19 protein-coding genes and 3 tRNA genes are annotated in these 20,938 nt (G+C 63.4%); 9 read left to right on the top strand and 13 right to left on the bottom strand.

Annotated elements, in window-relative coordinates; all coding sequences use genetic code 11:
* Positions 1–110: 110 nt before the first annotated feature.
* From HYR72_19520 to HYR72_19495, 6 genes are all read right to left on the bottom strand, one after another.
* Positions 111–1,187, bottom strand: coding sequence for a L,D-transpeptidase family protein (locus HYR72_19520; GenBank protein ID MBI1817166.1), 1,077 nt, complete (start codon positions 1,185–1,187; stop codon positions 111–113).
* A 317-nt stretch (positions 1,188–1,504) separates the two neighbouring features.
* On the bottom strand, positions 1,505–2,161 hold the full coding sequence (locus HYR72_19515) for a class I SAM-dependent methyltransferase (protein ID MBI1817165.1): 657 nt from the start codon (positions 2,159–2,161) through the stop codon (positions 1,505–1,507).
* A gap of 142 nt (positions 2,162–2,303) precedes the next feature.
* A complete protein-coding gene (locus tag HYR72_19510) occupies positions 2,304–2,942 on the bottom strand; it encodes a hypothetical protein (protein ID MBI1817164.1) in 639 nt (212 codons plus the stop codon).
* 397 nt (positions 2,943–3,339) lie between these two features.
* Entirely contained in the window at positions 3,340–4,320 is a 981-nt protein-coding gene (locus HYR72_19505; GenBank protein MBI1817163.1) for a DUF4236 domain-containing protein, read from the bottom strand.
* Positions 4,321–4,406: 86 nt separating this feature from the next.
* Positions 4,407–4,491: transfer RNA gene (locus HYR72_19500), tRNA-Leu, on the bottom strand.
* A gap of 27 nt (positions 4,492–4,518) precedes the next feature.
* Positions 4,519–4,591 (bottom strand) — tRNA-Cys (locus tag HYR72_19495).
* Between the two features lie 294 nt (positions 4,592–4,885).
* Here HYR72_19495 and HYR72_19490 point away from each other — a divergent pair.
* Both HYR72_19490 and HYR72_19485 read left to right on the top strand, forming a co-directional pair.
* Positions 4,886–5,674, top strand: a complete 789-nt coding sequence (locus HYR72_19490) for a PKD domain-containing protein (GenBank protein MBI1817162.1) — start codon at positions 4,886–4,888, stop codon at positions 5,672–5,674.
* Between the two features lie 63 nt (positions 5,675–5,737).
* A complete protein-coding gene (locus HYR72_19485) occupies positions 5,738–6,178 on the top strand; it encodes a PKD domain-containing protein (protein ID MBI1817161.1) in 441 nt (146 codons plus the stop codon).
* Positions 6,179–6,347: 169 nt separating this feature from the next.
* Here the strand turns inward: HYR72_19485 and HYR72_19480 are convergent, their stop codons facing one another.
* On the bottom strand, positions 6,348–6,821 hold the full coding sequence (locus tag HYR72_19480) for a hypothetical protein (GenBank protein ID MBI1817160.1): 474 nt from the start codon (positions 6,819–6,821) through the stop codon (positions 6,348–6,350).
* Positions 6,822–6,919: 98 nt separating this feature from the next.
* Here HYR72_19480 and HYR72_19475 point away from each other — a divergent pair.
* A tRNA-Gly gene (locus HYR72_19475) sits at positions 6,920–6,993 on the top strand.
* Positions 6,994–7,070: 77 nt separating this feature from the next.
* Here HYR72_19475 and HYR72_19470 read toward each other — a convergent pair.
* Positions 7,071–7,850: an enoyl-CoA hydratase/isomerase family protein gene (locus tag HYR72_19470; GenBank protein MBI1817159.1), complete on the bottom strand. Its 780-nt coding sequence runs from the start codon at positions 7,848–7,850 to the stop codon at positions 7,071–7,073.
* A gap of 153 nt (positions 7,851–8,003) precedes the next feature.
* On the bottom strand, positions 8,004–8,651 hold the full coding sequence (locus HYR72_19465) for a glutathione S-transferase family protein (GenBank protein MBI1817158.1): 648 nt from the start codon (positions 8,649–8,651) through the stop codon (positions 8,004–8,006).
* Between the two features lie 122 nt (positions 8,652–8,773).
* Between HYR72_19465 and HYR72_19460 the strand changes: the two genes are divergently transcribed.
* Positions 8,774–9,976 (top strand): CoA transferase, encoded by a 1,203-nt coding sequence (locus tag HYR72_19460; protein ID MBI1817157.1) that lies wholly within the window; start codon positions 8,774–8,776, stop codon positions 9,974–9,976.
* A gap of 4 nt (positions 9,977–9,980) precedes the next feature.
* Here HYR72_19460 and HYR72_19455 read toward each other — a convergent pair whose 3' ends face one another.
* The 3 genes from HYR72_19455 to HYR72_19445 form a co-directional block, all read right to left on the bottom strand.
* Entirely contained in the window at positions 9,981–11,669 is a 1,689-nt protein-coding gene (locus tag HYR72_19455; protein MBI1817156.1) for a thiamine pyrophosphate-binding protein, read from the bottom strand.
* Positions 11,670–11,954: 285 nt separating this feature from the next.
* Positions 11,955–12,413, bottom strand: coding sequence for a transposase (locus HYR72_19450; protein MBI1817155.1), 459 nt, complete (start codon positions 12,411–12,413; stop codon positions 11,955–11,957).
* Positions 12,414–12,598: 185 nt separating this feature from the next.
* Positions 12,599–13,624 carry an alcohol dehydrogenase catalytic domain-containing protein gene (locus HYR72_19445; GenBank protein MBI1817154.1) on the bottom strand — a complete coding sequence of 342 codons (1,026 nt, stop codon included), beginning with the start codon at positions 13,622–13,624 and terminating at the stop codon, positions 12,599–12,601.
* A gap of 199 nt (positions 13,625–13,823) precedes the next feature.
* On the opposite strand from HYR72_19445, the gene ccrA reads away from it, so the two are divergent.
* The 5 genes from ccrA (at position 13,824) to HYR72_19420 (ending at position 19,946) form a co-directional block, all read left to right on the top strand.
* Positions 13,824–15,074, top strand: a complete 1,251-nt coding sequence (gene ccrA / locus HYR72_19440; protein ID MBI1817153.1) for a crotonyl-CoA carboxylase/reductase — start codon at positions 13,824–13,826, stop codon at positions 15,072–15,074.
* 48 nt (positions 15,075–15,122) lie between these two features.
* Complete coding sequence (locus HYR72_19435) at positions 15,123–15,422, top strand: hypothetical protein (GenBank protein MBI1817152.1); 300 nt, start codon at positions 15,123–15,125, stop codon at positions 15,420–15,422.
* A 102-nt stretch (positions 15,423–15,524) separates the two neighbouring features.
* On the top strand, positions 15,525–17,447 hold the full coding sequence (locus tag HYR72_19430; GenBank protein ID MBI1817151.1) for a sulfatase-like hydrolase/transferase: 1,923 nt from the start codon (positions 15,525–15,527) through the stop codon (positions 17,445–17,447).
* Positions 17,448–17,503: 56 nt separating this feature from the next.
* A complete protein-coding gene (locus tag HYR72_19425) occupies positions 17,504–17,896 on the top strand; it encodes an MAPEG family protein (protein MBI1817150.1) in 393 nt (130 codons plus the stop codon).
* Positions 17,897–17,963: 67 nt separating this feature from the next.
* Entirely contained in the window at positions 17,964–19,946 is a 1,983-nt protein-coding gene (locus HYR72_19420; protein MBI1817149.1) for a PAS domain S-box protein, read from the top strand.
* Here the strand turns inward: HYR72_19420 and HYR72_19415 are convergent.
* The gene (locus HYR72_19415) at positions 19,938–20,870 is read right to left on the bottom strand and encodes a methylenetetrahydrofolate reductase (protein MBI1817148.1); all 933 of its coding nucleotides are present in this window, start codon (positions 20,868–20,870) and stop codon (positions 19,938–19,940) included. The two genes, HYR72_19420 and HYR72_19415, sit on opposite strands and share 9 nt — an antisense overlap.
* Between the last annotated feature and the right edge of the window lie 68 nt (positions 20,871–20,938).

The following is a 20,938-nucleotide window of genomic DNA, read 5'->3' as shown; positions in this document are numbered from 1 at the left end:
AAGGGCGCCGCACTTTTCAACGGGCTGCTGGCAGAAAGGTTCTCGCCGCAGAGACACGGAGACGCACGGGAAAGGGAGCACGTTGGGAATGCGAAGGGTTGTCCACAACGTCAGCGTGGTTTCGCGGCTTGCACGGCTGGCGTGACGCCCTCGACGCGCGCTGGCGTGGGCCGCGGGCGAAATCGCTCTTCCACCACCGCATCGCTCGCCGCATCGCGCGAGATCAAGATGGGAGCACCCGACTCCTCGGTGATCGCGCGACGGAGCCGAGCATCGTCGACCCGATTGGCCCAACCGAATTTTTGCAACAATCGTTGCGCCTCACGGTACGGACCTGGCGTCAGATTGTAGATGTCCTTGTGCACCTCGGCGTAGATCTCACCGTTGCGCGATCCGATCTTGACCGGCTGATAGACGAACTCGCCGGGGTCGCCCACCGACACCAGGGGAAAGAGCTGTTCGATGTCCTCGGGATACAAACGCACGCAGCCGTGACTGACCTGCATGCCGACACCCCACGGGATGTCAGTGCCGTGGATGCCGTAGAGCGGCAGCGTCAGCCGCAAGCGATACTTGCCGAGCGGATTCTCCGGATCACCGCCCTCGATGAACGGCGGCGCCGGCCGGCCGTCCTTGCGATGCTCGGCACGGATCGATTCGGGCAAGATCCATCGTGGGTTGACGGTCTTCTCGACCACCTTGAACGTACCGACCGGCGTCTTCCAATCGTCGCGCCCGAGTCCGACCGGGTAGGTGGTGACGAGTAGTGGCGTCTGCTCGTTGGGACGCTTGTGGAAGTAGTACAGCCGCATCTCCGGAATGTTGACGACCACGCCGCGCGGGCTCACGTCGGGCAAGGCGAACTCGGTCGGCAGCAGGATCACTTGCCCGGGGGGCGGTATCCACACATCGACGCCGGGATTGGCTTCGACCAACTCGTTGTAACCGAGGCCGTTGTAGCGCGCGAGATCGAGGAACGTATCGCCTTGCTGCACTTGGTAGAAGCGCGTGCTGCCGACGACCGACTGCGTGGCGCGCCAATCGTTGCCGGCGACGATCATGAAGTGCGCGGCGCCGCGCTTGTGGAGGAAGTCCTCCTCCGTCCACTGCCGCGCGTAAGCGGTTGAACTGGCCACCACGAGCGTCGCGATCAGCAGACGCACACCAACGATGAAGGATTTGTTCACAGAAGTTTTCGGAGGGGATTGCGTCGATTCAAATTACCTTCGTAGTCCACCCCGCCCATCCTTGAGCGGTATGAAAGCACACTGGTGCGACTGAGCCAAGCCGGCACGTGCCGGAAGACCGATTCACCGCCGAGATCGCCGAGACCGCAGAGAACCTCGACCAATCGCATCACCGCATCAGCGATCGAAAGGTCATCCCCAATGAGATTTGCTATGCAGGGTGAATTCTCGCGCGGCTCGGCGCCCTCGGTGTTCTCTGCGGTGAACCTTCTTTTGTCTCATCGAGACTGCGGCGGGGTGGGCACATGCGAACGCCCTCAGCGTCGCGCCTCGACGATATGACCCCACAGAGCAAGGTAGGCGACCGCGAGCGGGAAGTTCCGGAAGGCGATCGCTGAGAAGCCCGCCTGACGGAATGCTTCCTCGATCTCTTGCGCGGTGTAGAGATTCGACGCCCACCAGTGGCCGATGAGTGGCCGCGTCAGGCAGTTTCGTCGCGTGATGAAGAGCAAGAGCGTGCCCTCTTCGTTCAGCAGTCCACGCAGCCCGCGCAGCGCGTCGACCAATCGATTCGGCGGAACGTATTCCAACATCGAGGCTGAAACGATGAGGTCGTAGTTGTTCCAGGAAGTCGGAAGCGTATCCAGTCGAAGGACATCGGCCTGCACGAGGTCCACGTTTTCGATCGCCCGCGTTCGCAGCGACTGGCGGAAGCGCTCGATCATCGCCGGAGTGAGATCGAAGCCGTGTGTGATTCCAGGACGAAGGCCGCGACGCAGGAGAGCCTCGCGCAACGCGAGCGTGACGATGCCGGTCCCACAGCCCGCGTCAAGTACCCGGAGATCGGAACGGAGCAACGGCGAACTCAGGAAGAAGCCGCGAAGCCCTTGCGGATAGCGCACGGAGCGGACGAAACGAACGTAGCTTCGGCTTCTATCCGCAAAGAACTGAGCGGGATCGGAGGTCTGGGTCATCGCTCACCTTCGGGGTGAAACTGCCCGCATGTGTCAACTGCAAGGAAACAAAGGCCGCCATGCGAGTGTTGACCCTCGCCTTCCCCGGTCGCCGCTCCGTGGGGGGAGCGGTTGCAAAGGGATTGGGAGAGCATGGGCTCGGTCAAGCAAGCGTCCGGAGAAAGAGCAGGAAGGCGCAAGCACTCACCCACGCTGGAGCCGTGTAGTCGAGATCCTCGAAGATCGCTGCGGCACGACAACGTAGAGGCACGATGACTTCAACGCAGTAGTTTTGATGTGTTTCGCCCTCATCATCAAGAAACGTTTCACCCACGACTCGCGCGGATGCGCGCTTGCAAGCGAATTTTGGAAATACATTGTCGAAGGCCATGGCGCGCTTCCGCACAAGCTCTTCGTCATAGTGCGATGCTGTCTCGAACTTCTGCGGCCCCCAGTACATTGGAATCTTGGTGCCGGAGACGACCGCGCCGGGCTTGATGGGTTTTCCTGGCCGGATGTATTCGTCGAAATGGGCCGTGAGACCGTTGAGGAGTTCTCTGCGCTTTCGATGCGGGCTCGTCGCAAGCATGAGACCGTAGTAGTAAAAGCGGAGGCCGCCGCAGAGCGCCGCGAGCGCGAGCCCGGCAGGAAGCAGATCAGGGCGCCCGACATGAACCGGAACACCGAACACCGAGATCCGTGCATCGGGTTCGACAACGATTCCCGCCTCTACGTAGGTAATGAGGAGGAGGGCCGCCGTCAGCGCGAATCTCCGGAGCCTCGCGGTTTCTGTAGTGTCCATGTACCTCTAGCATTTGTACTAGGTAGATCGTCCGCGGCCAAGAGCGCCTCCTCTTTCCTCGACATCGCGCAGCTATCACGCACGGGCAAACCAGGTGACTCGCTACGCGCCACTCGGCACTTCTCCAATGCCGTTGCCATCACCGACCCTCGCTCGAACATCGGCAGATGAAAGACTGAGCGTTGCACTAGCGGCCCGGACCGACCGCGATCACGGCGGCCTGAGCGTTTGGTGCTGGTGTCCTCTGGCGGGTTACCGGCGCTGGCTGGGCTGGTTCGCAGCGCCACGTCCTTCCCGTCTAGCTCAACTGTATTGTTGACTTGTCCGCAAGCGTCTCGATGCAACCGGATCGCCACCTATTTGGCCAAAACAACCACAAGATAGGAAAACAAAAGGGCTAGAAAAGCCATACGGCCATGACCCCGCCGTGAAGCTGTGGCGCGGGCTGCGCCAACTCAGGGTCCGCCTTCATTTGTTGCTCTGGGTCGACCGAGGGGGCGGCTCCTCTGGGTGGGCAACCCTGGTGGTGCCACGAGATCACATCGGGTGTGGGGTGCAAGATGCTCGCTCCCACCACGTCGGCGGCTACGTCGTTGAGACGCGCCAGGTAGATCGGATTGCTCTCCAGCACCAGCCCTTGGCGTTTCAACTCAAGCATGATGATATTATTCAATTCCATCGCTACATCCCCTACCCGCTGACTCCATACCCGTTGGTCGGTGGGTAGTTGGCCGCCTGGAGCCACTCTTGCCCATGTATCGAACCTGCGTAGATGCACAATTTGCGTGGCCACGTCCGCGACTCTGCCGAGCATGTCGTCGAGCTCCACGCCCCACGGCTGACGCGACTCCACGGGAAAGGCCATTTGTAGCATCAATTCGCTTAGGGTAGCGCCAGTCACTCGATCGAACTTTTCGTCGCCGACCGGGAAGCCCTCACGCGTGAGCCGCCCTTGAGCCTCTTCCACCAATTCGTCGGCAAGTCGTCTCTTCTCTTTCGTCGTCGCGGAGTCCTCATCCTCAAATTTTCCACTCGGGTGCAACGTGATATCGAGTTCGTACCGGAAGGTAGGGAGCCAGTCGTCACGTGTTTCCTCAAGCACTTCAACAACAATTGCAGTAGCGCGCTCGATCTGAGCTTCAGCATCACGCTTCACGGGACGCGTCCCTTGGCTGGTGCCACCACCGCCCGGCTTCACCGACCCCAGATTCTGCCTGTAGTACAACCCGTACCGCCCGCCGTGCACGTACGGCTGGCCGTCTGAACCGCGAATCCCTATCCTCGCGCCCTTGACGCCGACTGACACCCCGAGACCCGACTTGGATACGTTCAGTCGAAGCGGACCGAACGTCATCGCCTTGCGAAGGAAAAATGGCATTGGCTATCGCCCCTGCGCTGAAGACGGGGCTATAGCGCACGTCCTCTACTATCTGCAACGTCGCGCCGGGCGGCTGTTAGTGCAAGTGCCGGGGGCGGGGCTCGAACCCGCACGGGGGAAACCCCCACAGGATTTTAAGTCCTGTGTGTCTGCCAGTTCCACCACCCCGGCCGGCCGGTCCGGGCATACAGGCGAGAAAGGCGGCGAGCGGATTCGAACCGCTGCATCGGGGTTTTGCAGACCCCTCCCTTAACCACTTGGGTACGCCGCCGCGCGTGCGGTCAGCTAACATACGCCCTGTACCCACGCAACCGAGCCTCAATCCGAAGTTCAAGGTTCAAAGTCCAAAGTCGAAGGTGGCTGGCAAAACGCTTCGCGATGCACAACGACTTTCGGGAGTAGTAGCTCAGAGGGATGAGCCCTCCTTCAAAGAATACTCGCCTTGCGCCTTTGCGCCGTGGCGACTTTGCGTTGAGTTCTCTTCCTCCGAATCTGGCTCTCCGTGAGGACGAGCGAGCGCTCGGCGAATTGACACACCCGCTGCGGCCCCAGTAAATGACTCGCGATGAATCGGAACGCGCGCGCGCGCCACTGGATCACGCAAGCGCCATTGCTCTTGTGCCTCGCACTGATGGGCTGCCGCTTCATCGGTTGCGGCGGGGCAGGCGACGCTGACGTGAGTGATTCCGCTGCGGTACCCGCGGCCGGACGCATCGTCGCCCCGTCGATGGGAGCCGGACTCATCATCGCCCCAACCGCGCCGCCCGCCGAGGAGTCCGACGACAGCGCCGACGAGCCGGGGAGCGGTTTCACTTTCGACGCCGACGCCGAACCAACCTCCGGCGGCGCGCCTCTCGATGTCGAGTTCACGCTCACCATCGAGGATCCGCCTGCGGGTCTCACCTTCCGCTGGGACTTCGGCGACGCCAGCCCGCCGGTGACCGTCAAGAGCCCCATCCACCGCTATCGCAACGCAGGCGAATACACGGCGGTGTTGACGCTCGCCGGACCGGAGATCGACGAGACGCGCGAGTTCAGCATCGACGTCACCGAGGAAGGCTTCGACGTCGACATCGAAGCCGATCCCGACATCGGCCCGGCGCCGCTGAAAACGAAACTGTCCGCTGTGGTCCCGGACGATATGGAGAACGATGTGGCCGCGTACGAGTGGTCGTTCGGTGACGGCGGCTCGACGCGCGGCAAGAACGCGGAACACGTCTACATCGCGGCGGGGACCTACACGCTGAAGCTCACGGTCACCCACACCAACGGGCAGCAGGGCAGCAAGGAGATCGAAATCCAAGTGGATGAACCCGAGCAGACCGAACCCAACGGAGAGGAGCCGACGGACTGACCATCGACAGGGTGACCACGATGGCTTGACGCCCCCGCCTCCGCCCCGCTACAAAGTGCCGCTATGTCGTCCGTACGCCGCTTGTTGCTCCTCAGTCTGTTGCTTTCCACGGCCGTCCTGCTTTCGTCGTGCCGGTCGTGCACCGAAGCCCCGCCGCCACCGCAACCACGACGAATCGAGGGCAAGCTGCCGCCGCCACCGCCGCCCCGGGTCGCCGCACCGGAAGTGCCGACCACGCCCGAGCCGCCGCACTGCGCGGTCGTCGCCGTACCTCCCAACATCGAAGGCAAGGCGCCGTTCAACGCTTCGATGCAGGCCGAAGGCGGCTGCACCGACGGACCCTCCCTCTTCGAATGGGACTTCGGCGATGGGACGCCGCACGTCAAGGAGCAGAGCCCAAACCACGTTTACGAAAAGCCGGGCGAGTACAACACGACCGTTACCATTCGCGACCCCGACGGGCGGACCGACAGCGACTCGGTGACCATCACCGTCACTCCGTAGCCATCTCCGCGATGTCCGCCGATCAGAGCGTTCCGCCAAGACAGGAGAGATCGCTAAATCTGATCGGAGCGCATGTGGTGATCACGCGATGAGTCGCCAGTCGCGCCGAATTCCGCATCTGCGTTCATCGGCGTACATCGGCGGTTTCCTCTCCTTTATCGGACTGAGGTTAGGCAACCGCGCGGAGGTGGGTTGCTTCGCGCCGAACCGCCTCAACAAGTTGCGCCCAACCGTCGCGATAGCAGGCGTATTGCCCCGCGTAGCGGTGGCGGCCGGCGTGCAACGAGAACGTCTTACCACGCAGGCCCTCCCAGGGAATCACAAAGATCTCCGTGGCGCGTGCTGCGTTCGCCGGCGGCACCGCGACGCAGACGAAAAAGTCGGTATAGCGATCCTTCATCTCGCCGTGGTGGTGAAAGTTGAAGTGCCAACTGGGGTACCGATAACGGTACTCGCGCCCACCCACACGCACGCGGTGATGGCGAACGCTGGGAAAGGCGACGCGCAAACTGACCAGCAGATGATCGTCGACCAACAGATCGTGTCCCAGGTTGGAGTGCACGGAACGGACGGCAAGCCCCAAACGGCGCATGCGCGCGGCGACCCGCTGCTTGGGGAGTTCGTGTTTCGCAATACGATTCATGGCCGATTAGACGCGCAGTGCCGTCCTGGTATTCGTTTCCGCCTGTTCGTTCAGTCTGTTTTGACTCCGCGGCAATCCTTCGCTAGATTCCGATGCGTGCGGGCGTAGCTCAGCTGGCTAGAGCGCAACCTTGCCAAGGTTGAAGTCGCCGGTTCGAACCCGGTCGCCCGCTCTGACAAGCACAGAAGCCCGAGGGAGAGTATCTCCCTCGGGCTTCTGTCATCTTAGGCACCCCTGACGGGGCGAGGGTTACTTCCCCTTCCACTGCGGCTTGCGCTTCTGCGCAAACGCTGTAACGCCCTCCATCATGTCTTCCGACCCGAACAGGGCACCGACCAACGGATAGGATTTCTTGAGCGAATCTTCGAGCGGCATCCCCTCGCTGAGGAGTGCGACCTGCTTAGTGGCGCGCACCGAGGTTGGCGAGCATTCGAGAATCTCATTCGCCCAGCGATCCGCCGTGGCCGCCAAGTCCTTAAACGGCACGACCTCGTTGACGATGCCGAGTTTGAGCGCATCCGCCGCCATCAGATGACGGCCGGTGAGCATCAGACCCATCGCGATTTTCGGCGGAATGTGGCGCGGCAATCGCTGCATGCCGCCGGCCAGCGCCGCCAAGCCGACCTTGGGCTCCGGCAAGCCGAAGCGGGCGTGATCGGCGGCGACGATGATGTCGCACGCGAGCGCGATCTCGAACCCGCCACCGAGCGCGAAGCCGTTGACCGCCGCGATCACCGGCTTGAACAAATCGAAGCGCGCGGTGAGGCCGCCAAAACCGCCCTTGCCCATCGATACCGCACCCATGCCGTGCTGCGCCGAGTACTTCAGGTCGTTGCCCGCCGAGAACGCCTTCTCACCCGCGCCGGTGACGATCGCCACCCAACACTCGGGATCGCCCGCGAAATCGTCGAAGATCGCCGACAGTTCCTGATTCGCCATCGGGTGCAGGGAATTCATCACCTCCGGCCGATTGATCATGATGCGGGCGATGCGCCCGTCCTTCTCGTATTTGATGAATTCGTAGCCCATGAGTGATCCTCCAGTGCGATGAGTCGAGATGCCTACGTTCAGGCGGCGCGAGCTATCGCCACATCAATCGACGACGCGGCACTCAACACCATCGCCCGCGTAGGGCGCCGGCCGTTTCCCAGACCCTAACCCCTAACCCCTAGCCCCTGACCCCTACCGCCGCTGCTGCATCTCCATCAGAGCCTGCTGCTGCTCGCCGAGCACCTTCTGCACGGCGGGGCGCTCTTGCACCTTGGCCCACCATGCGGCGAGCTTCGGACGCCCCTCGGTCGGCGCCGCGCCACCGAGCATCGGCAACAGCAAGTTAGCGAAGAACATCGTCGGGATCACCGCGCAGTCGGCCAGCGTGAACGCGCTCCCCAACGCGTACGGCCCCGACGACAACATGCCTTCGAGTTGATCGAAGCGGGTTTTGATTTCCGCCAGCTTGTCGGCGATCAACTTCTGATCCTTCTCCTTCGCCGCCACTTGCGGGAACAGCGCCCGGATCGGTGGTTCGAGATACAGATCGTGGAAACGGCCGAAGCCACGCGACCGCGCCCGGCTCTCGGGGTCCTTCGGCAGCAACGGCTTGTCGGGAAACTTCTCTTCGAAGTATTCGACGATGACTTCCGATTCGCCGATGATCTGCCCGTTCACTTCCAGCGCCGGCGTCTTCCCGAGTGGGTAGACTTTCAAATACTCGGGTGACTTCAACTCGCCGCCGGGAATCGCGACGATGTCGACCGGCGCGTTCTTCTCGTAGATCGCCAGCCGGCACTTCGAAGCGAAGTTGCTCAGGTTCATGTTGTAGAGCTTCATCACAGCACCTCCGGATGAGATTTGCCGCGAGTATCAGCGTCTGCCAGCGGTAGCGCAAGCCGGGTATTGAATTGCGTCGCCGCTGGCCCCTGCCCGGCGACACCTGCTACACCCCCCCAATCATGACCGCGTCGACGCGACCGCTCGCCGGCCTCACCGTGCTCGAACTGGGGCAGATCTACAACGGCCCGTACTGCTCACTCCTGCTCGCGCATCACGGCGCCGACGTCATCAAGATCGAGTCGCCGCAGGGCGACGTCTTGCGGCGCATGGACCGCTCGCCCGGCGGCGCCAGCTATCCGTTCCTCATGCTCAACGCCAACAAGCGCGGCGTCACCATCAACCTCAAGCACGAGCGCGGACGCGAGCTGTTTCTGCAGCTCACCGAACATGCAGACGTGATCGTCGAAAACTTCGCCGCCGGCGTGATGGAACGACTCGGCATCGGCTACGACGTGGTCAGCGTGCGCAATCCGCGCCTCGTCTTCGCCTCTGGCAGCGGCTTCGGCACCACCGGTCCATATGTCGGCTACCCCGCGATGGACTTCACCATTCAGGCCCTCGTCGGCGCGATGGCCATCACCGGCTACCCCGACTTACCGCCGGTGAAGTGTGGACCGACGTTCATCGATATGCTCGGCGCCACGCATCTGCTCGCCGGAATCCTGCTTGCGTTGCGGGAGCGCGAACGAACCGGACGCGGGCAACGTGTCGAAGTCGCGATGTTCGACGCCGCCGTCCCCGCCCTGCTCAGCTATCTCGCGCCGTTCTACGAACTGAACCAGGAAATCACTCGCAGCGGCAATCGGCATGTCGTTGGTGGTGCCACGCCGTACAACAACTTCCCCTGCGCCGATGGCGGCTACGTCGCCATCATGTGCGTGTCGAACCAACACTGGCTCGATCTCTGCCGCTTGATGGACCGTCCCGACATGCTCGCCAACGCGCGCTGGCACGGCGTGCCCGAGCGCGCCGCCGATTGGCAGACGATCGAAGCCGAAGTTGAAAAATGGACGATCACTCGCAACCGCGATGACGTGGCGCACGCCGTCGCCGCCGCCGGCATCCCCAGCGCACCGGTGCGGACGCTCCCCGAAGTCGGCCGCGATCCGCACCTCGTCGAACGCGCCATCGTGCGCGAGGTCGAGTATCCCGGACGCGGCAGCGTGAAGGTGATCGGCACGCCGATCAAACTCTCGGACGATCCGGAGCCCTCAGTGACGCCACCGCCAACGATCGGACAACATACCGACGAGGTGTTGTCTGAGTTGCTCGGTTTGTCAGCGCGGGAGATCGCCGCTCTGCGCGACGGCGGCGCGATCTGAGCGCTCAGACCTGCGTCGATCCGAGCAGATTACCGCCTAAGCGCGGATGCCCCACGCGTTTGTCGCCAACCACGTTGATCAGCGACGCTTTGCCGGACTTGAACGCGCGTTCGAGCGCCGGGACGATCTCGTCGGGTTTCTCGGCGTGCTCGCCGTGACAACCCATGATCTTGAACATCTGATCGTACCGGATGTTCTCGATCATGTTGAACGGATCGGTGCGGCCTTTGAGCAACGGCATCTGCTCAAAGCTCGGGCCCCATGAGCTGTTGTTCCACAGCACGGTTTGGACTGGCAGATCGTAGCGCAGCGCGGTTTCGATGTCCCAGCCGCCGATGCCGAGGCCGCCGTCGCCGGTGACGAGCACGACTTGCTTACCTGGTCGCGCGAGTTGCACACCGATCGCCATACCGACGCCATGACCGACCGGAGCCAGCGGACCGGCATCGACAACTTGTCCGGGAAAGCGAGCGCGGAACCACTGCGTCATCCAACCGCTGAGCGTGAACGAGTCGATGACGACCGTGGCGTCCTTGTCCATCACCGCGCACAGATCGCGCGCCAGTCGATCGGGATGAATAGGGGTGCGGTCGCGCACTTTCTGTTCGCTCTCGTCGATCAGGTTCTCGTAGTTTGCACGCACCTCGGCGACTTCCTTCACCCACGCCGACTGGCGCTGACGCGAGAAGTCCAACTTCAGGCGCTTGGCCGTATCGATCAATTGGCGCAGCACCAACTTCGGATCGCCGACGATCGCAACTTCCGCCGGCACCTGCCACCCGATGCGGCTCGGCACCGGATCGGCCTGGATATAGGTCGCCTTGTCGTTCCATGTCGGAGGCTCGCCGAAATGCTCGCCGCTCCAGAAGCGGAAGCCGATCGCCAACACCACATCCGCGCGACCGGTGAACGGCTTCTTCCACGAGCCGCGGATCGCCAGCGGATGATCCTCGGCAATCGCACCCTGCCCGGCTCGCCGCGCATAGGCTGGGATGTGCGTCAGGTCGACGAGTTCGCGCAACTCGGCGCCGGCCTGTGACCAGAAGATCCCATCGCCGCACGCGATCAACGGCCGTTCCGCGCGCACCAGCAGTTCGAGCGCGCGTTCGATTTGCGCCGGGTCGCCTTGCGAGCGCACGGCATCCGGCTCGTAGACCTTGGCGCCTTTGCGCTGCTTCGACTCATCGTCGCCGTGATAGAGAATGTTGGTGGGAATCTCGATCAAACCCACCCCTTGCGGCGGACTGAGGGCTTCGCGGAAAGCCAGCCGCAAATCGAATTCGATCGTGCTCCAGTCGAGCACCCGCTTCACGTACTTCGAAAAGCTGCGGCAGACGTCCGAGCCGTACGCCTCTTGGAACGAACCGAGGTAGTCCTCCGTCGTCGGATGCTGGCCGGCGATGCACACCACGGCGCTGTTCGTCAGTCCCGCCACGCACAAGCCAGTCACCGCGTTGGTCAGGCCGCAGCCCGCCGTCACGCTGCACACGCCGACGCCCGCCGTCGTGCGCGCATAGGCATCGGCGGCGTACGCGCACGCTTGTTCGTGCCGCATGTGAATCAGCTTGATGTCGTTGTTGCGCAGATTCGCAAGAATCGGGAACGTGTGTCCGCCATTGATCGCGAACAAATGCTTCACATTCTGTTCGCGCAGGACTCGACCGACCAGAGTGCCTCCATCGACAACGGCCATTGTTCGCTCCTTCTTTTGTGCGGACGACTCTCCGTACAGCGACTTGCCCCAATCCATGTCCGGCATGATGTGGCTGTCTTACTCAGGTACGCGCGCAAAGAAAAGGGAGGGCGAGCCTTCCGGCGAACCGCGCACTGCCGCGGCTCAGCGGAAGCTTCGCCCTCCCGGAATCATCACGCTCGGTACGTTCAACCAGTCCGACGGGAGGGCGAGCCTTCCGGCGAGCCGTGCATCCCCCGCCCTGCGGCTCAGGGGAGCTTCGCCCTCCCAAGACCTCATCCGAGTCTAATACCAGGGGAGAACAGCCAACTCGCCTTGATACGGCCAATCCTTCGCGCCTCCGACCAACTGTTGTCGCACCGGGTTGTTGCGCACGTAGTCCCACTTGCGCTCGTAGCTCTCGCCGGTTCGCAAGCGCGTGTCCCAGCAGCCGGCTTGCCACTGATGGTCCGCGACACGATGGTGGTGAGTCACTTGCGCCTTCCAGTATTTCACCCAACGCGCCAGCGAGATGTCGGAAACCCCGGGGGCGCAGAAGAGATGAAGGTGATCGGGCATGAGAACGTACCGACCAACACGCCAAGCGCGCGAGTCCGCCCATAGCGTTCGCAACAGGGCGTGGACCTGCGGCGTGGCAAGCCAACGACGACGATCCTTGGTGCAAACAGTGACGAAGACGATCGTCGGTCCGTCCGACGAAACGACAACCCCGGTCGTCGGGCGTTTGCGTTCTGGCAACGCCATCGGAATCCCCCTTCGCACAAGACGGCCGGGAGGGCGAGCCTTCCGGCGAGCCGCGCATCCCGTGCCCTGCGGCTCAGCGGAAGCTTCGCCCTCCCGCAACCCATCACTCTCCGCACTGCCCACGATCCGAGGGAGGGCGAGCCTTCTGGCGAGCCACGCGAATCAGCGAAGCTTCGCCCTCTCAATCAGGATGTGACCGTCACCTTGATCGCGCCAGACGTTTTGTCGCTCGCCGCGGCAAAGCCCTCGCCGACGCGATCGAGCGAGAAGGTGTGCGTAACCAGCGGTCGCAAGCTCGTGCGCTGCTCGGCGAGGAGCTGCAACGCGATCTCGAATTCGGCGCGCACGCCGGCGCGGCTATAGGTCAGCGAACCGACGATGCGAACCTCCTTCGACACCAGCAACAAACCGTTGCACGTCACCGGACCGGTAAACACGCCGAGCACGACCACGACGCCGCCCGCCCGAACGAGTTGCACGGCATCGTTGAGCGTGTCCGCTACACCGCCGACGGTTTCAATCACGGCATCGACGGGATTGTGATAGCCGTAGTCGATCAATCGCGCCGCGCCCTCACTGCTCGCGTCAAACACTCGCGCCCCGAGCCGTTCGGCCGCCGCGTGTTGGTGCGGATAGCGCGCACTGATCAACACCTCGGCCGCACCGGCCGCGCGTGCAGCCACGATCGCCAGCAAACCAATGGTGCCCGCACCCAGCACCAACACCCGCGCGCCCACCGGCAACGCTGCGAGCCGCAGCGCATGCACGCACACGGCCATCGGCTCAGCCATCGCACCCAGTTCCCAGTCCACCGACTGCGGCAGCGGAAAGACGGCGGACTCCGGCATGCTCACGTAGTCGGCAAAGCCGCCGTCCGCACTAATGCCGCGAATGCGCATCCGACGGCAGAGTTGGTACTCGCCGCTGCGACAGTAGCGACACTCGTGACACACCAGCAGCGGTTCAATCGCGACGCGGTCGCCAGCGCGCACGCCCCGCACCCCGTTACCCAGCGCCGCCACCTCGCCGCTGATTTCGTGGCCGGGGCATACCGACGGAATCGGAATGCCGCCGCCGTGATACCAGTGTAGATCGCTGCCGCAGATGCCGCAGTTGTGGATCTTGATCAAGACCTCGCCCGGAGCGGGCGCCGGTTCGGGAACGTCACGCAGCTCGAACTGCCCCGGGGCAACACAGAACGCCGCTCTCATGATGCCGCCGTCCGAGTCGCGCAACGACAATGCACCCGCGCTCCGCTGCGCACGCACTCGGCGATCGGCATGCTCCGACACAACCAAAGCACCTTGCACGAGTCAACCAAACGCGCTTCACTTCTGGTCGGTTGCCTTCACCTACGCGCCACGGTAGATCGTGCGCGGTCGGGCCCGCAAAGATGAAAGGACTCTCAACATGAGCGCGAAGGACCTCTACGAGATCGGCGAAGTCCCACCGCTAGGTCAGGTTCCCAAGTACATGTACGGCCAGCTCATCCGGGCCGATCGTTTTGGCGAACCGACCAAAGCGTTCCAGGTGGAGAAGGTCGCCGTGCCCGATCTCAAGCCCGACGAAGCGCTCGTGTACACGATGGCGGCGGGCGTGAACTTCAACAACGTGTGGGCCGCGCTCGGCTCACCCGTCAACGTCATCGCCGCGCGGCAGAAGTCGAATTACGATCCGAGCGATTTTCACATCGGCGGCAGCGACGCCTCGGGCATCGTCTACGCGGTCGGACGCGACGTGACCCGCGTGAAGGTCGGCGATCAGGTCGTCATCCATTGCGGCGTGTGGGAGCGCGACTGCGCGGCGGTGAAGGCGGGCGACGATCCGATGTTCGATCCGTCGTTCAAAATCTGGGGCTACGAGACCAACTGGGGCAGCTTCGCGCAGTTCACCAAAGTGCAGGCGCATCAGTGCATGCCGAAGGCCAAGCACCTCACGTGGGAAGAAGCCGCCGCGCCCTCGCTGGTCGGCGCCACCGCCTATCGCATGCTGATGGCGTGGCCGCCGCACACGGTACGACCGAACGACGTCGTACTGGTGTGGGGCGCGTCCGGCGGCCTCGGCTGCATGGCGATTCAAATCGTCAAGGCGCAAGGCGGCGTTCCGGTCGCCGTCGTCGGTGACGATCGCAAGTTCGATTTCTGCATGAAGCTCGGCGCCAAGGGCTGCATCAACCGCAAGCAGTTCAGCCACTGGGGCATGATGCCGCACTGGAAGGACACCGACGCGTACACCAAGTGGGCGGCGGGGTGCCGCGCGTTCGGCAAGGCGATCTGGGACGTCCTGGGCGAACGCCGCAGCCCGCGCATCGTCTTCGAGCATCCGGGTGAGGACACTGTTCCGACGTCGATCTTCGTCTGCGACAGCGGCGGTATGGTGGTCATCTGCGCCGGCACTACCGGTTACAACGCGGTCGCTGATCTGCGCTATCTTTGGATGCGGCAGAAACGCTTCCAAGGATCCCACTTCGCCAATGACGATCAGGCCTACGCGTTCAATCAGCTCGTGCTCGACGGCAAGATCGATCCCTGCTTGGCGCGTACGTTCAAATTCGATGAAATCCCCCTGTCCCATCAGCTCATGCATGAAAACAAGGCGCCCGAGGGGAAGATGGTGGCACTGGTGGGCGCACCTCGCGCGGGCCTCAAAGACCTGCCCTAGTCCGGTGCACGCCGCGCCGCGAGTTCAACACGCGGGAGGAGCGCGCACGTGATCGGTAGCGCGCTCGGCTTGGCGGTGTTGCTGGCCGTACTGGTTGTGGGCTGGCGCAAGGCGCGCATATGGCGCCGCGAGGGGAGGCGTCCGGGCCGCAACGAGGACAACCCCATCGCGGTCGCCGACTACGGCGAGATTGACGCCGCCCTGCTGCGCGAACAGTGTCAATGCGGTGGCCGCTTCTCCATACGCGGCGAAGGCTCCCGCGGCCAACTGCGCGTCGTCCACCTCGAATGTCACCTCTGTGAACGCGAACGGGTGGTCTACTTCGACGTCCGCGGCGTACGGCATTGAAGATACGGCGAGTGCGCGGGCACGTTGGCGAGATGTCCGCGTTGCGGCCGAGTGGTCGCGCTTGACCAATTCGGTCGGTTCGCAGTACCCTCCCACACTTTCATGATCACCGCCGTATCCTCGGCGACCGCTTGGGTCGCCGGTTGCTGGCAGCGCTATCGCGCGGTGTTGGCGCGCCCGTTCACTTGGCTCCTCGGTCAGCTCGTCACATTCTTCCTGGTCAGTCTGTACGTGAAGTTCAGTGAGATGCGACTGACGGCGGAGTACGGATCGGCCTGGTTCGCCGGTGGCCACCTGTTCGCCAACTGTTCGCACCTGCTGCTTTTCTGTGGGCAGGAGATCTCGGTGTTTGCGGCACTGGTGATCATGGTGCTGCTGTGGCGCCGCACCGTGCCGCGTCCCGGCGTCGCATCGCGCACCGTCGCCTGGACGCTCGGGCTGATCATCTTGCCGGGATTGTCCATCGTCGAAATCTTCGGTCTCGCACACTTCGCGCTCTTCATGACGCCACTCGGGCCGGACGAAGTGCGGATGATCGGTTGGACTCGCCACATCGTGACGGCGGCGAATGTGCTCGAAGTCCCCGAGGTCACAACCGGGCTGCAACTGGCCGCGATAGGATACGGCTTGGGTCCGTTCGTGTGGCGGCTCGACTGGTCGTGGGCCAGACCACTTGGCATCGCGACGTTGGTCGGGCTCTTGGTCACCGCGTCGTTCGCCATTGCGGCACCGAAGCCGATCATAAATGATGCGATGCTGACACCGCACCCGCTGTTATGGTTAGTAGCCGGCAATCAGCAGGAACACGTTTGGCAAGCCAGCAATCTGGGCTCCGATCTCGCCGTCGCACCCGAAGTCACCGCCGCCCACCAGCGCTATCACGCCACCGAGCGGCCGACCAACGTGCTCATCTTCCTGCTCGAATCGACGCGCTCGTCGAGCGTTGCACTCTACAACCTCGCCGCACCCGCAGGCCGCGGCTTGCTGCGCTTCCGCGATGAGGCGGTCGTGTTCGACAACGTGTACGCGCCGGTGCCCACCTCCGCGCACGCGATGTTCTCCATCCTCTACGGCGTCTATCCCTACATCGGGGCCTTCTGGACCAGTGCGGGCAAAGCGGTGGTGGCCGACTCGATGGCGCAGATCTTCGGTCGCGCCGGCTACGCGACGCACTTGTTCGTCACCGCCGACCTCAACTACGACGACGTGCGCAGCTTTGCCGCGCGCGGCTTCGACGAGGTGCTCGACTCCAACGACTGGCCGGACAAGGAGCACTACGCGTTGCTGCCGTGGGGCTACGACGATCGCTTGCTGCTCGATCAACTCAAGCGAACGCTCAGCGCGCGCGATCAGCGACCGTTCTTCATCATCGCCGCCACCAGCAACCCGCACCACCCCTACTCGATCGACATGATTCCTGGCGAGTCAGCCGCGGGCGATGATCACCAGGCGTACGATCGCTTGGTGGACTACAACCTGCGCCTGCTGGCCGAGTTGTATGAGTGGATGAAGGAGACGGGGGTGGCCGAGAACACGCTCCTGCTCGTCCTCGGCGATCACGGCGAGGCCTTCGGCGAACATCCCAACACCTTCGGCCATGCCGGAGCGATTTACGAAGAGAACGTCCACATCCCGTGCTTCATTCTGCACCCCCGCCGACTCGGGTTGCCGCCACGGATCGCGCAGTTGGGTTCGCAGGTCGATCTCAAACCGACAATCCTCGACATTCTCGGGATGACCGACGCCGAACCCGGGGACGGCATGTCGCTGCTGCGCGAGGATCCGAATCGTACGGTGATGAATTTTACCGAGAACGGCGTGGCGCGGTTTGGCTTGCGCGACGCCCACTACAGCTACGTCTACACGCCGCACGTCGATGCCGAGCAACTGTACGATCGACACGGCGATCCGAGCGAACAGAACGACATCGCCGCCGGCGCACCCGCTCTGCGCGCCCGCTACCGCGCCCGCCTAGAACGCTGGGAGGGCCAGCACCAAATGGCACTGGCGCGCCTGCTGCGGTGAAGTGACACGTGACGACGCGCGCCGAGTAAAGGCGCCCAGAACCGGAGGGGGTTGATATGGAAGCAGTCGCGATCGTAGCTGCGTTGGCATTGATCGAGTACTTCGTCCTCGGCGTGCAGGTTGGACAAGCGCGTGGACGCTATGGCGTCGAGGCGCCGGCCACCATCGGCCACCCGATCTTCGAACGCCACTTCCGTGTGCACCAGAACACGCTCGAACAGCTCGTGATATTTGTCCCGGCGTTGTGGATGTTCGCAACGTATGTGAGCGCCGGAATCGGTGCGGCGCTCGGGCTGGTGTTCATCGCCGCGCGTGCCATCTATGCCCGTGGCTACGTCGCTGATCCCAAGCAGCGTTCCACCGGCGCCCTGCTGACCGCCATCGCCAACGCGCTGTTGTTGCTGGGTGGCCTCATTGGCGCCCTCCTCCACCTGATGCGGGGAGCCTAGGCCCTTTCGACGCGGCCCCTCTCGAAGGCGGCACGCGTGTGTTACAAGAAGTCCGTAGGCACGCCGCATGGATCGCGACCGCTTCTTTGCGCTCTCGCCGGAACTGCTCGCCACCACCGAGCCTGACGACCGCTTCCACGAGCTGAGCCCTGCGTGGACTCGATGCCTGGGCTGGACCCTGGATGAACTGCGGGCGCGGCCGTGGATCGAGTTCGTCCACCCCGACGACGTAGCGGCTACCCGCGCCCTTCGCCAAGCAGACACTCAACCCGTCCACTTCGTCAATCGCTATCGCCACAAGGACGGCTCCTATCGGTGGCTGTCGTGGAGCGGGTCGCGCATGGTCGACGGCACCTCGTACGCCGTCGCGCGCGACATCACCGAAGCCAAACGCACCGAAGAAGCCTTGCGCGAAAGCGAAGAGCGCTATCGCGAGCTGTTCGATAACGCGAAGGACCTCAACTACACCCACGATTTCGCCGGGAACTTCACCGCCGTCAACAATGCTGCGGAGCGCATCAGCGGCTACAGTCGCGAGGAAGCGCTGCAGATGAACATCGCGCAGATCGTGCCGCCCGAGTATCTCGACGCGGTTCTGCCCTGGGTGCTGCGCGCTGGGGCCGAGACGACGACGGCGACCTACGAGTTGGAGATTGTCGCCAAAGACGGGCGGCGCGTGCCGCTCGAAGTCAACAGCCGCGTGATCTTTCGCGCTGGCGTGCCCGTCGGCGTCCAAGGCATCGCGCGTGATCTCACCGAACAGAAGCGAATCGAAGCCGCGCTACAGGTCCAGCGCGAACAACTGCGCGAAGATGTCGACGTCACCGCCGCACTGGCTCGGGTCGGCAGCGAAATGATTACATCGCTGGCCACCCCAGTGGTACTGGAGCGGCTGTGTCGACTCACCACCGAGGTGCTGCCCTGCGATGCGAGTCACATCTACCTGTGGCAGCCCGGCGAAGAGGCCTACGTTCCCATGTCCGGCCACGGGCATACGCCCGAGCAATGGGAAGCGATGCGGGTGATGAAGTTTCCACTGGCCCTCATTCGGCCGCTGCACGAGCAGCTCGAGCGCGAAGAACTCGTGCAGGTTCGGCGCGCCGACGCTCGCGGCCGGCGCGCGCTGGCGATGTTCCGTCCCGGAGGGACGAACGCCATCATGTTTGTCGCGCTGCGACGCGCTGGCGAACTCATCGGCGTGCTGAGCGCCTCGTACCTCAGTCGCGACGAGTCGTTCACACCGCAGCAGCTGCGCATCGCACGCGGCATCGCGCAGCTCGGCTCGTTCGCGCTGGAAAACGCGCGGCTGGTGGAAGAGCTGGAGCGCGCCGACAGTTTCCGCTCGGACTTCGTCGCCACCATGTCGCACGAGTTGCGCAATCCTCTGACCGTGATCATGGGCTACAATGAGTTGCTGCTCGACGGCACGTTTGGCGCGGTCTCAGATGAACAAGCCGACATCTTGCGTCGCGCCAACAAGAACGCTCTGGAGTTGCTCGATCTCGTCAACGCAACGCTCGATCTCAGCCGATTCGAGAGCCGGCAGGTGCCCTTGAACCAGGAAGTCGTGGCGATCGACACGCTGCTCGATGAGGTCGGTGCCGAGATGCAAGCGGTGTCGCGCAAGAAGCAGCTTGCGGTGCAGTGGGAGGTCAGCAGCGAGCCCATCACCCTGTCGACCGATCCGGTCAAACTGCGCATGGTGCTGAAGAACCTGATCGGCAACGCCATCAAGTTTACCGACGAGGGCCAGATCACGGTGTGCGCACACACACGCGACGGCGGCGTCGAGTTCCGCGTCAGCGACACCGGCATCGGCATTCCGTCCGAAGCACTCGAGCTCATCTTCGAGCCCTTCCGGCAAGTCGACCACTCGCCGACGCGACGCAGCGGCGGCGCCGGCCTGGGCCTTTACATCGTGCGGCGCCTGGTCGAGATGCTCAGCGGCACCATCACGGTCGACAGCGAAGTCGGCAAGGGATCGTCCTTCTCCGTGTGGTTGCCACGCCGTGCCCATCGGGCACATGCGTCGGGCAATGAATCAGCGTGATCGCCGGTAACCGCCACCGCGAAACGCGTTGAGCGCTTCAACGATCACCTCGGCATCGCTGGGGACGACGATGTTGAAGTTCGCTCCGGGAGCCCCTTCGGCAACCAGACGACGGAGCTTGGTGACAAGATCGTCGAGTCCAAACTGATGCGCGCGATCGCGATCGGCACTGCGGAGCTGCTCGACCGCCGCAGGCGGAACCGGGATGTGCAGTTGCGCGCTCAAGAAGTCGCAGCGACGCGCGCTGTTCAGCGGCAAGAGCGACGGCACGATCGGGCACGTGATTCCCGCAGCGACCGCGCGGTCGCGATAGCGGACAAACCCGTCAACGTCGGTGACGATGTTGGCAATCAACCCGTTCGCGCCCGCATCGATCTTCCCACGCAGGAAGCGGAAGTGCTTATCGAGCGCGCGCTCGGGGAACTCGGGATGCGCGGCGACGAAGACGTCGAGCGTCGGCAAAGGTTCGCTCTGCGAACCGTCGATCAACGTGCCGGCGCGATAGCCGGCCACCATCTGGACCAGATCGGTGGTGTTGAAGCGGTACGAGTCGAGCACTTTCGAGTTACCGGGCGACGGGTCGCCGCGGATGATCAGCACGTCGCGCACGCCCTTCAGCGACATCTCGTGCAAGTGGTAGTAGACGCTGCGCGCCGAGCCTTCGTCGCGCGCCGTCAGATGAATGATCAGCGGCACGTGCCCCATCGCCCGCTGAATGTCTTCGACGATCGCCCACGGACTGAACTTGTAGCCGCCGCCGGTCGAATTGGTAACAGCGATGGCGTCGAGCCCGAGCGCACGCAAGCGCCGCGCAATGCCGACGATGCGATCGATTTCGAGGTACAAGCGCGGCGGACTGATCTCTGCGGTGAAGATCTGCTCGCCGCGCTGCGCCTTCGCCGCCAGAATGCTCAGCAGGGCCATCGGATTGGTTGATGGCCGATGGCTGATGGCAGATCGCTGGTGGCAGATGGGTCAATCATTCCACATTC

It is taken from the genome of Deltaproteobacteria bacterium (assembly GCA_016178705.1).
Taxonomy (GTDB): domain Bacteria; phylum Desulfobacterota; class Binatia; order HRBIN30; family JACQVA1; genus JACOST01.
The sequence above is the reverse complement of the archived record's forward strand: the minus strand, read 5'-3'. Positions and strand labels throughout refer to the sequence as shown.